Origin of the sequence: Brucella anthropi, assembly GCF_046630315.1 — a bacterium.
In the GTDB taxonomy this organism is placed as follows: domain Bacteria; phylum Pseudomonadota; class Alphaproteobacteria; order Rhizobiales; family Rhizobiaceae; genus Brucella; species Brucella anthropi_A.
Genome location: NZ_LQBD01000039.1, coordinates 69,152 through 83,753 on the forward strand (window position 1 = coordinate 69,152; position 14,602 = coordinate 83,753).

Consider the following 14,602-nt stretch of genomic DNA (forward strand, 5'->3'; position numbering starts at 1 on the left):
TGCGCAAAAGGGCGCGGTCAATTGTGTCGACGCCATGTCGATTGTCGGGCAATAAGATGGCGAGGCCCGAAGTTATATCTTTACACGCTGTTAAAGGCGCATATTCTGCGCACTGATTTGTGGGGTGCGGAAATCAATTACATGACGAATACGGCTGTTACAGGCGATAGACCGCCATTGTCCAATTTCGCGCGGCAGCTGTTGCAATTTCTCGACCGGGTGGAATATCGCCGCATCGTTCATGCGGAGGATCTGGAGGAAATCGGCCGTCTGCGCTACCGTTCCTATCGCACGCGCAATGTGATGCACGAGGCGGAAGTGCCGTCCATCGTGGATGATATCGACCGCGACAGCCACGCCTTCGTCTATGGCGTGCATGTGGATGGGCAACTGGTCAGCACACTGCGCATCCATCACATCACGCCGGATCATCGTCGCGGCACGAGCTATGCGCTTTTCCCGGATATTCTCGACCCGCTGCTCAACAGCGGCATGCGTTTTGTCGATCCGACCCGCTTTGCCGCCGATCCGGAACTGTTGAGCGAATATCCGGCCATTCCCTATATCACCTTGCGCATCGCGGCGATGGCGTCGGAGTTTTTCGCGGCGGATCAATGCCTTGCCTCGGTCAAGCCGGAACATATGGCGTTCTACAAGCGCATTTTCGGCACCTCCGTCATGGCGGATGCGCGCGAACATGAGGGCTATGGGATCAGGGTCGGGCTTGGCGCCGCGCCCATCCGCAATATCCGCGATGCGGTGGCCGTGCGCTTTCCCTTCTTCAAGTCGCAGCCGCATGAGCGCCGCGCCATGTTTACCGACATGCATGGCAGCACCGTGCCGCTGACAATCCTGCCGACCGCGAAATATACCGGTCTCGGCGTATGAGTTTAAACAATTAAATATAGCCAGAAGGGTGGTTTGGCTTTACGAAGATTGCGCAACCGCCTTGTGCGGAGAGAGGGAAGCTGCGACGAAAAGCCTTGCTTTCGAGGCTCGGGTTTATTCGGTCGCACATTGAAGATTGCAGGCATTTTCGCTTAGACTGACGGTCTATGGGCGGAAATTCCGAATGGGTGGAACAAAAATGGCAGAACATCATACAACGGCTCCGGCTGAACTTGGCGCACCGATGGACTATGCCGAGCATGAGAAAACTTATGCCGGTTTTGCGGGTCTGGTTAAATGGGCCACGGTGGCGCTTGTTGCCCTTATGATTGCCATGGCGTTCGGCTTTTTTGCTGGTGGTTTTTTCTCCGCGACCGTTCTTTTCATTCTCGTCTGCGTCGCTGCCTGGTTCATTCTTTCGTGACCGCCGCCGCCGGATGGAGCCATCCGGCGCGGTATCGCTGAACTGAAGCGCGAACCGGGATCAAACCGCACGATTTGATCGAATGCCTTGGCATGGAGTACCGTGCCGGGGGTTTATGCATGTCTGTAGTTCAGTCATTTTAAAATTGCTTCTTCCCGGAAGCTCGCATTGTGCATGACCGGGATCGACCCCGGAAGACCACCACGAAAGGGAAACCAGCTTGGCCCAGACGTTATATATCCCGAAAGAAAGTGACCCCAGCGAGACCCGCGTTGCGGCATCGGCGGAGACGGTGAAGAAATTCATCGCGCTCGGTTTCGATGTCGTGGTGGAAAAAGGCGCTGGCGAGAAATCGCGCATTCCCGATGCCGAATTTGCGGCAGCCGGTGCCCGCATCGGCACGGCGGCGGATGCCAAAACGGCGGATGTCATCCTCAAGGTGCGCCGTCCGGGCGATGCGGAACTGAAAGGGTATAAATCGGGCGCCGCACTTTTCGCCATGCTGGACCCCTATGGCCATGAGGATGCGGTGGCGGCGCTTGCCAAGGCTGGCATTTCGGCTTTCACGATGGAGTTCATGCCGCGCATCACCCGCGCGCAGGTGATGGACGTTCTGTCTTCGCAGGCCAATCTCGCCGGTTATCAGGCGGTGATCGACGCGGCGGAGGTCTATGACCGCGCCATGCCGATGATGATGACGGCAGCGGGCACGGTGCCCGCCGCCAAGGTTTTTGTCATGGGGGCGGGCGTTGCCGGTCTTCAGGCGATTGCGACCGCGCGCCGTCTCGGCGCTGTCGTGACGGCCACCGATGTTCGCCCGGCGGCGAAGGAACAGGTCGCCTCGCTCGGCGCGAAGTTCATCGCGGTCGAGGATGAGGAGTTCAAGGCGGCGGAAACCTCCGGCGGCTATGCCAAGGAAATGTCGAAGGAATATCAGGCGAAACAGGCCGCACTGGTTGCCGACCATATCGCCAAGCAGGATATCGTCATCACCACGGCGCTTATTCCGGGGCGTCCGGCCCCGCGACTGGTGTCGAAGGAAATGGTTGCTTCCATGCGTCCGGGTTCGGTGCTGGTCGATCTCGCGGTCGAGCGCGGCGGCAATGTCGAGGGTGCGATCGCCGGGCAGATTGCTGACGTGAACGGCGTCAAGATCGTCGGCTATCTCAATGTGCCGGGCCGCATCGCGGCCAGCGCCTCGCAGCTTTATGCGCGCAACCTGATCGCCTTCCTCGAAACGCTGGTCGACAAGGAAGCCAAGGTCCTGAAGATCGACCCGGAAGAGGAACTGGTGAAGGCAACGCTTCTCACCCATCAGGGCAAAATCCTTCACCCGGCTTTCGCCAAGGCCGAAACAGCGCCCGCTGCTGCGGCCGAAAAGCCAAAGGCCGCGCCGAAACCGAAAGCGGAGAAACCGGCGGCAAAGGCGGCTGCACCCAAGGCAGTCGCACCCAAGGCTGCTGGCAAGCCAGCGAAAAAAGCCCCAGCAAAAGCGGCGAAGACCCCGTCTTCCCCCAAAACTCCAGCTGATGGAGGAGAGGCATAATGGCCGATACAAATATTGAAAAAGCTCTCGAAAGCCTGAACCAGGCCGCAGATGCCGTGCGTCAGGCGGCGGAAAATGCTGGTGGTTTGGGTGACGCGGCGGCTGCTGCGGCTCATGCCGCATCGGGCGGCGCGATTGATCCCTTCATCTTTCGCTTTGCGATTTTCATCCTGTCGATCTTCGTCGGCTATTATGTCGTCTGGTCGGTCACGCCCGCGCTGCACACGCCGCTGATGGCTGTCACCAACGCCATTTCCTCGGTGATCGTGGTGGGCGCGCTTCTGGCCGTCGGCCTTTCGCTTTCCGGCTGGGCAACCGGCTTCGGTTTCATCGCGCTCATTCTGGCGAGCGTCAACATTTTCGGCGGCTTTCTGGTCACCCAGCGCATGCTTGCCATGTACAAGAAAAAAGAAAAGTGAGGCTGAACCATTATGAGCGTTAATCTCGCAGCCTTCCTTTATCTCGTCTCCGGCGTTCTTTTCATTCTGGCGCTGCGCGGCCTGTCGCATCCCACGACCAGCCGTCAGGGCAATATGTACGGCATGATCGGCATGGCGATTTCCATCGTCACCACGCTTCTGCTGGTGCGTCCGAGCTTCGGCGGTCTGGTGCTGATTATCGTCGGCATCGCCATTGGCGGCGGCATCGGCGCCGTCATTGCGCGCCGCATCGCCATGACGGCGATGCCGCAGCTTGTCGCCGCCTTCCACTCGCTGATCGGCCTTGCCGCCGTTCTGGTGGCCGCAGCCGCACTCTACTCGCCGCATTCCTTCGGGATTGGCGAAGTGGGCCAGATCCACGGTCAGGCGTTGATCGAAATGTCGCTGGGCGTGGCCATTGGCGCGATCACCTTCACCGGCTCGATCATCGCCTTTCTGAAACTCGATGGCCGCATGTCGGGCAAGCCGATCATGCTGCCGGGCCGCCATGTCATCAATGCGGCTCTGGCCGCGGCAATCGTGCTGCTGATCGTCGTGCTCACCAACACCGAAAGTCATTTCGTGTTCTGGCTGATCGTGCTTCTGGCGCTTGCCTTCGGCGTGCTCATCATCATCCCGATTGGCGGCGCGGACATGCCGGTGGTCGTTTCGATGCTGAACTCCTATTCGGGCTGGGCTGCGGCAGGCATCGGCTTCACGCTTGGCAATCTGGCGCTGATCATCACCGGCGCTTTGGTCGGGTCTTCGGGTGCGATCCTGTCCTACATCATGTGCAAGGGCATGAACCGCTCGTTCATCTCGGTCATTCTCGGCGGCTTTGGCGGCGATACGTCCGGCGGTCCGGCTGGCGAGGTCGAGCAGCGCCCGGTCAAGCAGGGTTCTGCCGACGATGCGGCCTTCATCATGAAGAACGCTTCCAAGGTCATCATCGTGCCGGGCTATGGCATGGCGGTGGCGCAGGCGCAGCATGCGCTGCGTGAAATGGCCGACAAGCTGAAGGCGGAAGGCGTGGAAGTGAAATATGCCATCCATCCTGTCGCGGGCCGTATGCCGGGGCATATGAACGTGCTTCTGGCCGAGGCAAACGTGCCTTACGACGAAGTTTTCGAGCTGGAAGACATCAATTCGGAATTCGCGACCGCCGATGTGGCCTTCGTGATTGGCGCCAACGACGTCACCAATCCGGCGGCGAAGACCGATCCGAAGTCACCGATCTTCGGCATGCCGATCCTCGATGTCGACAAGGCCGGAACGGTCCTCTTCATCAAGCGCGGCATGGGTTCCGGCTATGCGGGCGTGGAGAACGAACTCTTCTTCCGCGACAACACCATGATGCTCTTCGCCGACGCGAAGAAGATGGTCGAGAGCATTGTGAAGGCGCTGGATCACTAAGGGAAGGCAATAGGGCAGTAAGGCAGTAGGGCAGTATGTTTGACTTGCAAACATGCTCCCCCTATTCGCCTTACTCCCTTACTCCCTTACTCCCTTACTCCCTTACTCCCTTACTCCCTTACTCCCTTAATCTCTAAACATACTGCCCTACTGCCTTACTGCCCTACTGCCCTAACATGGCATCCTGCAACGCCCGCAGTTCCGCGATCCTGGAGCCGGGCTGCGGCGCGGCATTGGCATAGGTGATGAGTTCGCCCTTCCTGATCGGCGCGATGACCGTGCCGTTCTGCAGCAGGCCGCAGGGGATGGCCTTCGCGGCGCGCGCTTCCGGCACCGTCATGATCCATGAGCGGTAGCAATATTGGCCGATGGCATCGAGCCGGTCGCCGGGCTGCATGTCCTTTTTGGCCACAGCGCAGACTTCCGCCACCGGCTTCGGCAGCGGCACCATGTCGGTCTTGCCGTGCAGGACCACACGGGCAACCGTCAGCGGCACCTCAAGCGATGTGAGATGATAGGGCCGGTGGAAGGTGAAATAGGGGCCCTTGCCGATTTTCAGATCTTCCAGCCGCTCATTGAGGCGAGGGTGGTCCATCTTGGCCACGACGAAAACCCCCGGCGAAACGCCCTTGCCGATGGAATAATCAACCACGCCGCTTTTGCCGAGAACGCCGCCGTCAGCCTGCGGGATCAGCGTCTGGCTCAGCTGGTCGATGCTGGCGCGGGGGCCGTGCATGCCCGCAATGTCCGGCACAAGGCCCGTGGCATTGGCAATCGCCGCCATTTCGACCATTGTTTTCGAGCCGTCGATGAATTCGACCAGCAGGCGCACATTCATGTTCCGGCGGTCGGCTTCTTCTTGATAATCGTCGGGGATCGCATCGAAATTGAGCGGGTTGTTCTTGCCCTTGCCAGCCGAGACAACTTCATAGCCAAGCGCCGAAACGAATTCGATCAGCTCCATGCACGATGAAGGCTCGTCGCCCGCGCCCAGCGAATAGATCACGCCCTGCCTGTCGGCCTCGGCCTTGAGGTACGGGCCGATGGTGACATCCGCCTCGACATTCATCATGACAAGGTGCTTGCCGTTGCGGATCGCCTTGATGCCGGTGTCCGCACCCACTTCCGGAATGCCGGTCGCGTCGATGATGACATCGATGAGCGGGTTGGAAAGGATCAGGTCGTTGTCGTCGGTGACGGCGATCCGCCCCGCTTCGATGGCGCTCGTCATCGCGGTTTCGGTGTTGGCTTCGCGCGCGTTGTCGTCGTCGCCATAGGCGGTGCGGACGGCTTTGAATGTGTTGGGAAGCCTGCGGGCGGAAAGTGCGCCGACTTCGATGCCCTGCATCCGCGCCACCTGCGTGACGATGTCCGTGCCCATTTCGCCCGCGCCGATCAGACCGATGCGGATCGGCTTGCCGGTTTCAGCCCGCGCCGCGAGATCGCGCGCCAGTCCAACCAGTGCCACATTTGTCGTCATGAAACTCTCCGCAAAATGTCAGAACCGCGCAGGCGGGATAAATTTGTCACGCTTGTGTTGATATAGATGCGTATTGGATCAACAGTCTCTATATCAACACCGAGGGACGCGCACCTCCAAACTGCGCGACAAAATAGGCATGTCACTGGAGCCAAAATGAGCAGCGTATCCCCCTTCGATCTCGTGATCTTCGATTGCGACGGTGTGCTTGTCGATAGCGAGCCGCTTTCCTGTCTTGCATTCGAAAAGGTCTATGCCGATCACGGCATGAAGCTGCCGGAAGGCACGGTCGCGAAGGGTATCGGCATGAAGCAGGCCGATATCATGAAGATGATCGAGGACATGACCGGGCATCGCCTGCCGGAGGAGGCGACGAGCCAGTTTTGGCCCGCGACCAAAATCCTGTTCGCGCAAGCGCTGCAACCGACCGTCGGTATTGCCGACTTCCTGCGCGAGCTGCCGCAAAAGCGCTGCGTGGCCTCGTCGTCGCAGCCCGAGCGCATCGCGTTCAGCCTGGAAAAGACCGGCATCAGCCATTATTTCGGCGATGCGGTCTATTCGTCCAGCATGGTCAAGCGCGGCAAGCCCGCGCCGGACCTGTTCCTGTTTGCGGCGGAGAAGATGGGCGTCGATCCGGCGCGCTGCGTGGTGATCGAGGATTCGCCCTTTGGCGTCGAAGGGGCCATCGCTGCGGGGATGACCGCGTTTGGCTATACAGGCGGCGGACACACTTATGAGGGCCATGCCGAGCGGCTTTCGGCCAAAGGCGCGCATCAGGTTTTCTCCCACTGGAATGATATTGCACGGGAAATTCTGGTTGCCGACTAGGTGTCTGATCTAAAAGCCGCCATGCCGGACTGCAAATGGCAATTTCTGCGCTTCCGGTGCTCATGTACATTTAAGTACATTGCGCTCCGGTTCTCGAAATCACCATTTTCGCCACGGCCTGCCACTTTTTGATTCAGACACCAGGCTTTATTGGTTAAACACAAGGCAAATCACATCAGCAGGAATAGCCACCGAATGAAAGACGCAATCACGCTCGACCAGTTGCGCGAGGCCATCGGCACGGAAATCGGATGTTCCGAATGGCGCGAAGTCACGCAGGAAATGATCAACCAGTTCGCGGATGCAACCGACGATCATCAGTTCATTCATGTCGATCCGGAACGCGCCGCCAGGGAGACGCCGTTTGGCGGCACCATCGCGCATGGCTTCCTGACGCTGTCGCTGCTCTCGACGCTGGCCTATGAGGCGCTGCCGATGCTGGAAGGGGCCACGATGGGCATCAATTACGGCTTCGACAAGCTGCGCTTCCTGTCGCCGGTCAAGACGGGTTCGCGCGTGCGCGCGCGCTTCAAGCTGGCGGATGCAGATATTCGCCCGTCAGGCCGCGTGGTCAATCACTATGATGTGACGCTCGAAATCGAAAATTCGCTGAAGCCCGCGCTGACGGCAACCTGGCTGACGATTGCTGTGGTAGCGCCGCCGGAAGGTTAGGCAATCGGGGTTCAAGCCGCTTCGCGATACGAAGCCGGAAGCCGTCCTTCTTCATCGAGAGAGGCGGCTTTTCCTTTGTGCTCCGTCATCAGTTCGCGGAACAAGAACGGGCCGTGCAGGAACATGCCGAAATCGTAGAAATTCTTCTTTTCCGCCCCGCGCATATAAAGCAGATGCATCACGAAGAAATTGCCCTTGGAGCGCTTGTAGCGGTTATCGCTGTGCACATTCTTGAAGCGGATGCGGTGGATGAGCGGCGGATGGACGGTCTTTATCTTCAGGGCCCTGACCGGGTCCGAGCCGTAGAAGTGGATGATGTCGGTCAGCACCTGAAATTCCGACCACAGGACCGGGCTTTCATCGATCACCACACGAACATCTTCGCGCAATGATTTCGCCCTGGGGTGCAGTGCGATCATCATCAGGCATGAGCCGATGGCCAGCAGCGATACGGGCTGTTTTGTCAGAAGATCGGGCCGCTCGCGTTGCAGGTCGGCAAGCGCCTCGACAGCGGGGACGGTGCCCAGACTATGCGCAACGATGATGACTTCATCGGCCTGGCTTTCCTCGATCTTCCGTTTCAGCGCTTCGGCGAAGGCCCTGCGGCGCTGGTTCAGCTTCTCGTTGCGGCCATGGATGCGGTCATAGGCCGCCGACCAGTCATCCAGCAGATAGGACATGAAAAACCTGTCGCCGGGCTTGCGCACGAGCAGCGTTGCGACGACGGCGGCAAGCGGCACCGACCAGAAGAGATGCAGGGCCGAAAAGCCTGCCGCCAGCGGTGCGAAGGCGATGAGGGCGGCAATGGCCAGAATCGCCAGCGACAGCAGGAAAGGCCACAGGAAAAACAGGACAAAGCGCCAGCTTGTCGTCAGATAGCGCCACAGCGTTCCGGTGAAGAGGATGTTCATGAAGGCGTGAAAGCCGGTCAGCATGCGCTTCGGTGTCGGACGCGCGGCGTAATCGTCGAAAATATCCGCCGTGCCGAACTGGCAGAATTCCGTCTCCGTCTGCCAGCCATTGCCTGTGGTGGTGGCGGTCAGCGTGCCGCAATCGTGTGGCTCTTCCGTCATGGGCGGCAGTTTTGTCTTTGCCTTCCACAGGCGGTCGAAATCCTTCAGCGCCTGCGCATGGCGCACGCGAACGGCCTTGGGGTGCAGACCTTCATAGCCTGTGAACTGGATGACGAGTCGTTTGCGGAGAAGCATCAGGAGAATCGGATAAAATGAGAGGAGGCACTATCGGTTTGCTGGCAAAATGCTATGGGCAGCCATTGAGGCCGAATTATGCGGGAAACAGGGGGCAATTAACCTATTCGCCGGGCCGCGGCCATAGTAAATCGTGCGCAAGCCGCTATTTCGCGCAAGGCGGTGGGCAAAGTTGCATCTTGAGGTGGACAGGCTGGGCTCTTTCTGGTAATAGCCACGACCAATTTGCAGCGTATCCGTTGCGAAGCTTGGGAGCCTTTGGGCGTTGATCGGCCGGTCAGACCGGCTGAAATCGTTAAAAGACCCCCTAACGGCCTCAGGCTTAACCGAAATTCTAACCGATACGGGAATACACGTGCAGGTACTCGTCCGCGATAATAATGTTGATCAGGCTCTCCGCGCTCTCAAGAAAAAGATGCAGCGCGAAGGTATCTTCCGCGAAATGAAGATGCGCGGCCACTATGAAAAGCCGTCCGAAAAGCGCGCCCGCGAAAAGGCGGAAGCCGTTCGCCGCGCCCGCAAGCTGGCCCGCAAGCGCGCACAGCGCGAAGGCCTCATCGGCGGTCGTTCGGGCGCACGCTGATCGACGGTCATACAGGCGCTGCGGTTGCGGCGCCTTTTTGCTTTCCGGTGCGGCTTCGGGCCTGTGCCGGATTTTGCACGTTTTGATGTCAGATATTAAGAGCATTTTCGGGCCAAAGTGCGAAGCGCCTATGCGGGGAATTCAGTCCGCCGGGTTGATTTCCGATCCCGCTTCGATGCGTCGGATAATGCGTGAAAACAAATAGATAGAGCGTCGATATCCTTCAATCGGATCGAATGCGTTTCAGGATCGTTTCCGTCGCCGTGGGAAGCGGTTTATGGCGGCGGGCTATAGTTTCATTTATGCCGCTTCGATTTTTAATGCGGCGTTACGAAAAGTTTATGGACTTCGCGTGCGCTATTATGTGTAAAAGCAAATAATTGGGATATCCAACTTTCGATCCGGATATCCGCAGGCGGACCAATCTCGGGAACCGCGGCTTTTTGCTGTTTTTATCTGGTGGTTGAGGCCAGTATAGTGCTGTAGAGCATTTCCAAGCCAAAAGTGCGAAGCGGTTTTGCGTGAGGAAAATGCGGCGAAACAAACAGTTAGAGCGGTTCGAGCGATTCCGTTTTAACCGGAGCCGCTCTAACAGATAGGATAGTCCGGCGGAAGCAAGGCCCATGAACCGGGTCCGGCACGGGATGGAGAACAAGCAGGAGGGCCGTGCGCCCCATTGCGAGCTGAAAGGAATGCAGTCGTTGCCCACGCGCTTAAAGGTGATGCAATCGTCTGGAACCAGGGTTTCAGGAATTGAGGCATTGGGTGGAGCAGGCCGAAACGGCCTCATTCTTGCCACCGCACTTCTGGCTTTGACCGTCGCGGGCTGCCAAAGCTCCACGACGACGGCGCTCAGCACGGTTGACCGTGCGCAGGGGTCGAGCGAGAACATCAGCTCGCTGACGAGCGTGATTCAAGGCAATCCACGCGATCCGGAAGGCTATAATGTGCGCGGCTCCGCCTATGGCAAGGCCGGGCGCTACAAGGAGGCGCTGCGCGATTTCGATCAGGCGATAGCGCTCAATCCGAATTTCTATCAGGCCTATGCCAATCGCGCGCTGGTCTATCGCTATATGGGCGACAGCGCCAAGGCCGCGCAGGATTACAGCAAGGCCATCCAGCTCAATCCGCAATATGACGCCGCCTATATCGGCCGCGGCAATGTCTACCGTCAGGCGGGCCGTCTCGATCAGGCGCTCAGCGACTTCAACCAGGCCATTGCGCTACAGACGACGGATGGCCGCGCCTATCACAATCGCGGCCTGATCTATCAGGCCAAGGGCCAGCACAAGCAGGCCATCGAGGATTTCTCCAAGGCGATTTCGCTCAATTCCACGGCGCCGGAGCCCTATAATGGCCGCGGCATTTCCTATGTGGCGCTGGGCGACTACGACAACGCCTTCGATGATTTCAACACGGCCATCACGCTCGACCAGAATGTGGCGGAAAGCTGGGCCAACCAGGCGCTTGTCTACGAGCACAATGGCGACAAGGCGAAGGCCGCCAATTCCTACGCCCGCGCGGTGCAGCTCGATCCGAAGTACCAGCCCGCAAAGGACGGACTGGCCCGCACGCGGGGATAGGCTTCCACATAGACGGCACGGTAAGGGCGGCGCTTCCCAAATTGGGCGAGCACCGCTTTTCTTTATAATTGGCCGCGATATATTGAATGCCATGTCGCTCTTCGATCACATCGGATTCAAGGCCCGCAACGTCAATCGCAGCCTTTCGTTCTACGAAAGCTGCATGCCGGAGCTTGGCCTGGAAGTCATTGCCCGGTCGGGCAGCGGCTTCTTCGTCAGCGGGGGAGAGCGGGCGCCGGTCCCGTTCCTGTGGATTCACGGCAGCCACGATGAGGCAGACGACGGCGCGGACAGGCCGGGCGACCGCCTGCACCTGATGTTCACCGCCGGAAGCCGCGAGGCGGTGGAGGCTTTTCATCAGGCCGCACTCAAGGCAGGCGGCAGGGATAGCGGCGGCCCCGGCTATCAGGGACCGGAAGAGATGGGCTATTACGCGGCGCTGGTCTTCGATCCCGACGGAAACACGCTGGAAGCGGGTTTCCGCGAGAGGAAGCGATAATTCTCGATTAGAGCGACGATCAGATTCAATCAGATTGTCGCTCTAACTGTTTGTTTTTCACGCACATCTTATCCCAAAACCGGTTCCCACTTTTCGGGATGTGCTCTAGGCGCGCAGATTGCGCTTGTCGAGACGGTTGACCAGCCGGTCGCCGATCCACTGGATGCCGCAGACCATGATGATGAGAATAATCACCACGGCGACCATGATCTGCGTTTCAAAGCGCTGATAGCCGTAGCGGATGGCAAGATCGCCAAGACCGCCCGCGCCGATGGCGCCCGCCATGGCCGAAGCGCCGACAAGCGTGATGATGGTCACGGTAAAACCGGCGATGATGCCGGGCAGGGCTTCGGGAACCAGCACTTCACGCACGATGGTCCAGCGGTTGGCGCCCATGGAGCGCGCGGCTTCGATGAGGCCATGGTCCACTTCGCGCAGCGACACTTCCGCAATGCGCGCATAATAGGGGATGGCGGCAATCGACAGCGGCACGATGGAGGCCCATGTGCCGATGGAGGTGCCGACGATGAAGCGCGTGACGGGAATGAGCGCCACCAGCAGGATGATGAACGGAACCGAGCGGAAGCCGTTGATGATCGCGCCGAGAATGGTGTTGACCGTCAGGTTCTGGGCAAGGCCGCCGCGCTCGGTCAGGATCATGATGAGGGCGAGCGGCAGACCGACGACGAGCGAGATCAGGCTCGAAAAGCCGGTCATGATGATGGTCTCCCAGAAGGAGCGCCAGAGAAGATCAAGCATTGCCTGAGACATAGCCGAGAACCTCCGTGGCGTCTGCATGGGTGTCGAGATAGGTGATGGCGGCGTCGAGCTTCGCCTTGTCGTCGGCAGGCAGGCCGATGAAGAGCGTGCCGACCGGCTCGCCCTGGATCGTATCCATGCCGCCATGGATCAATTGCGGCGCAAGGCCGGTGGCCGCAGCCACGTCGTTGAAGAATGCGCCCCTGGCGGCAGCACCCGACAGTTTGACTTTCAGCACGGCCAGATTGCCGGATTTTTCCAGCCGGTCACGCCAGATGGCGGGCAGTTCCGGCGTCAGCACCTGCAACATGCTCTGCGTGACGGGCGATTGCGGATTGGCGAAGACCTTCCAGACCGGGCCTTCCTCGGCAATCCCGCCATGGTCGAGCACGATCACGCGGTCGGCGATGCGGCGGATCACCTCCATCTCATGCGTGATGAGCAGGATGGTCAGGCCAAGCTTGGTGTTGATGTCTTTCAGGAGCGCCAGAATGGACTGCGTGGTTTCCGGGTCGAGCGCGGATGTGGCCTCATCCGAAAGCAGCACGGCCGGTTCGGCGGCAAGCGCGCGGGCAATGCCGACGCGCTGTTTCTGGCCGCCGGAAAGCTGGGCCGGATAATGCCTTGCCTTGTCGGAAAGGCCGACCAGGTCCAGAAGTTCGGCGACGCGCCTGATCCGCTCGGCCTTCGGCTTGCCCGCGATCTTCAGCGGCAGGGCGATGTTTTCGGCAACCGTCTTGGCCGACAGCAGGTTGAAATGCTGGAACACCATGCCGATGCGGCGGCGCACCGGGCGCAGCGCATCTTCGCCAAGGCCGGTGATTTCGCGCCCCTCGATCAGGATCGAGCCCGCATCCGGCTTTTCAAGGCCGTTGACGCAGCGGATCAGCGTGGACTTGCCCGCGCCGCTGCGGCCGATGATGCCGAGGATTTCGCCGCGCGCGACGGAAAGCGAAACGCCGTTGATGGCTGCCGTTTCACCGAACATTCGGCGCACGTCTTTCATCTCGACGATGGGCGCTGATGTGGCGGGTGGCGAGTTAAGGGTCACGGTCGTTTCTTCTATGTCTGTAGAGGCCGCGTTGAATAGCGGCCTGTTCTATTAAGGCTTCAAGGAAAGGATGATGCCCGGTTTGAGCCATCGGCTTTAGCTGTGGCGATGCTTTAGGGCAATTTTTGTCGCTACGTCAATAAAAGCCGCGCCGGAAACAGTTCCGGCGCGGCCTTTCAGGCGTCAAAAGCTATTAATTCCAGGCCGGGATGCCGGTGCCCTTGTAGGCGCGGTCGAGTTCGGCCTTCACGGCATCGTTCTGGAACGAAGCAACCAGATCCTTGACCCAGGGCTGGTCGAGATCGGCGGTGCGCACCGCGATGAAGTTGTTGTAGGGATTGTTTTCCTTCGATTCCCAGCCGATGGCTTCTTCCTTCTTCAACCCGGCTTTCGCGGCCCAGTCATTGTTGACGATCGCCGCGTCAAGATCGTCGATGGAACGGCCGACGACACCGGCGTCGAGTTCCTTGATCTCGATCTTCTTGGGGTTTTCCACAATGTCGAGCGGCGTTGCCAGAACGCCCGCATCCGGCTTCAGCTTGATGAGGCCGTGGGCTTCCAGAACGCGCAGCGCGCGGCCTTCATTGGTCGGGTCGTTCGGCACGCCGACGGTGGCGCCGTCCTTCAGTTCCTCAAGGCTCTTCACCTTGCGCGAATAGATGCCGATCGGCCAGACGGCGGTGTAACCGGCAACCGAAATCTTATAGCCGTGCTGCTTGATCTGCTCGTCCAGATAAGGCTTGTGCTGGAAAGCGTTGGCGTCGATTTCCTTGCGTTCCAGGGCTTCGTTCGGCTGGTTGTAGTCGTTGAAGGTCACGCGCTCGATGTTGAGGCCGTGCTTCTTGCCTTCCTCGGCAACGACTTTCCAGACGTCTTCGTCCTCGCCGCCCATGATGCCGACCTTGATGGTCTTGTCTTCCGCATGGCTTGGCGCGGAAGCAAAGCCGACGGTCAATGCGGCTGCGGTGAAGAGAAGGGCTTTCAGACCGGCGCGGCGGGTCAAAGCATAACGGGAAAGGGCTGACGACATTGTTGTTTTCCTTAGCTGAACATTGTGGAGAGCCGGTCCCGGAAAGCGATCTTTTGAGATGATCTTTCTCCCCCTGCCCACCTTGTTGCCGATAATTCCCTTTTACCGGGCAATAAACAAGGAAAATTATTTCAGAAATTGGCGAGGCCGCAATGGCGAAATTGCGTTCGCGCGAGGGCGGGCGGATTGCCATTTCCGCCCGCTCTCTTCACAGGAATC

15 protein-coding genes are annotated in these 14,602 nt (G+C 59.3%); 10 read left to right on the forward strand and 5 right to left on the reverse strand.

Going from position 1 to position 14,602, the window contains the following annotated elements:
- Positions 1-141 precede the first annotated feature (141 nt).
- The 5 genes from AVM02_RS18870 (at position 142) to AVM02_RS18890 (ending at position 4,690) form a co-directional block, all read left to right on the forward strand.
- Positions 142-888 (forward strand): N-acyl amino acid synthase FeeM domain-containing protein, encoded by a 747-nt coding sequence (locus tag AVM02_RS18870; RefSeq protein WP_411508436.1) that lies wholly within the window; start codon positions 142-144, stop codon positions 886-888.
- 199 nt (positions 889-1,087) lie between these two features.
- Positions 1,088-1,312 (forward strand): aa3-type cytochrome c oxidase subunit IV, encoded by a 225-nt coding sequence (locus tag AVM02_RS18875; RefSeq protein ID WP_411508437.1) that lies wholly within the window; start codon positions 1,088-1,090, stop codon positions 1,310-1,312.
- A gap of 220 nt (positions 1,313-1,532) precedes the next feature.
- Positions 1,533-2,858 carry a Re/Si-specific NAD(P)(+) transhydrogenase subunit alpha gene (locus AVM02_RS18880; RefSeq protein ID WP_411508438.1) on the forward strand — a complete coding sequence of 442 codons (1,326 nt, stop codon included), beginning with the start codon at positions 1,533-1,535 and terminating at the stop codon, positions 2,856-2,858.
- Positions 2,858-3,277, forward strand: a complete 420-nt coding sequence (locus AVM02_RS18885; protein ID WP_411508439.1) for a proton-translocating transhydrogenase family protein — start codon at positions 2,858-2,860, stop codon at positions 3,275-3,277. Before AVM02_RS18880 ends, AVM02_RS18885 begins: the two co-directional genes overlap by 1 nt.
- A 12-nt stretch (positions 3,278-3,289) precedes the next feature.
- The gene (locus tag AVM02_RS18890) at positions 3,290-4,690 is read left to right on the forward strand and encodes an NAD(P)(+) transhydrogenase (Re/Si-specific) subunit beta (RefSeq protein WP_411508440.1); all 1,401 of its coding nucleotides are present in this window, start codon (positions 3,290-3,292) and stop codon (positions 4,688-4,690) included.
- Positions 4,691-4,853: 163 nt separating this feature from the next.
- On the opposite strand, the gene AVM02_RS18895 is transcribed toward AVM02_RS18890, so the two are convergent.
- Entirely contained in the window at positions 4,854-6,170 is a 1,317-nt protein-coding gene (locus AVM02_RS18895; RefSeq protein ID WP_411508441.1) for a 1-deoxy-D-ribulose 5-phosphate reductoisomerase, read from the reverse strand.
- Positions 6,171-6,326: 156 nt separating this feature from the next.
- On the opposite strand from AVM02_RS18895, the gene AVM02_RS18900 reads away from it, so the two are divergent.
- Both AVM02_RS18900 and AVM02_RS18905 read left to right on the forward strand, forming a co-directional pair.
- Complete coding sequence (locus AVM02_RS18900; RefSeq protein ID WP_411508442.1) at positions 6,327-6,998, forward strand: HAD family hydrolase; 672 nt, start codon at positions 6,327-6,329, stop codon at positions 6,996-6,998.
- A 195-nt stretch (positions 6,999-7,193) separates the two neighbouring features.
- Positions 7,194-7,670, forward strand: coding sequence for a MaoC family dehydratase (locus tag AVM02_RS18905; RefSeq protein WP_411508443.1), 477 nt, complete (start codon positions 7,194-7,196; stop codon positions 7,668-7,670).
- Between the two features lie 11 nt (positions 7,671-7,681).
- On the opposite strand, the gene AVM02_RS18910 is transcribed toward AVM02_RS18905, so the two are convergent.
- Positions 7,682-8,878, reverse strand: a complete 1,197-nt coding sequence (locus AVM02_RS18910; protein ID WP_411508444.1) for an alpha/beta hydrolase — start codon at positions 8,876-8,878, stop codon at positions 7,682-7,684.
- A 355-nt stretch (positions 8,879-9,233) separates the two neighbouring features.
- Between AVM02_RS18910 and rpsU the strand changes: the two genes are divergently transcribed.
- The 3 genes from rpsU to AVM02_RS18925 all read left to right on the forward strand — a co-directional run bounded on the left by rpsU (position 9,234) and on the right by AVM02_RS18925 (position 11,543).
- A complete protein-coding gene (gene rpsU, locus AVM02_RS18915; RefSeq protein ID WP_185919214.1) occupies positions 9,234-9,461 on the forward strand; it encodes a 30S ribosomal protein S21 in 228 nt (75 codons plus the stop codon).
- Positions 9,462-10,153: 692 nt separating this feature from the next.
- Positions 10,154-11,044 (forward strand): tetratricopeptide repeat protein, encoded by an 891-nt coding sequence (locus AVM02_RS18920; protein ID WP_411508445.1) that lies wholly within the window; start codon positions 10,154-10,156, stop codon positions 11,042-11,044.
- Positions 11,045-11,135: 91 nt separating this feature from the next.
- Positions 11,136-11,543 (forward strand): VOC family protein, encoded by a 408-nt coding sequence (locus tag AVM02_RS18925; RefSeq protein WP_411508446.1) that lies wholly within the window; start codon positions 11,136-11,138, stop codon positions 11,541-11,543.
- A 105-nt stretch (positions 11,544-11,648) separates the two neighbouring features.
- Here AVM02_RS18925 and AVM02_RS18930 read toward each other — a convergent pair whose 3' ends face one another.
- The 3 genes from AVM02_RS18930 to AVM02_RS18940 form a co-directional block, all read right to left on the reverse strand.
- The gene (locus AVM02_RS18930; protein WP_411508447.1) at positions 11,649-12,314 is read right to left on the reverse strand and encodes a methionine ABC transporter permease; all 666 of its coding nucleotides are present in this window, start codon (positions 12,312-12,314) and stop codon (positions 11,649-11,651) included.
- Positions 12,295-13,353 carry a methionine ABC transporter ATP-binding protein gene (locus tag AVM02_RS18935; protein WP_411508448.1) on the reverse strand — a complete coding sequence of 353 codons (1,059 nt, stop codon included), beginning with the start codon at positions 13,351-13,353 and terminating at the stop codon, positions 12,295-12,297. The genes AVM02_RS18930 and AVM02_RS18935 overlap by 20 nt, the downstream gene beginning before the upstream one ends.
- Positions 13,354-13,546: 193 nt before the next feature.
- Entirely contained in the window at positions 13,547-14,383 is an 837-nt protein-coding gene (locus AVM02_RS18940; protein WP_411508449.1) for a MetQ/NlpA family ABC transporter substrate-binding protein, read from the reverse strand.
- Positions 14,384-14,602: the final 219 nt, after the last annotated feature.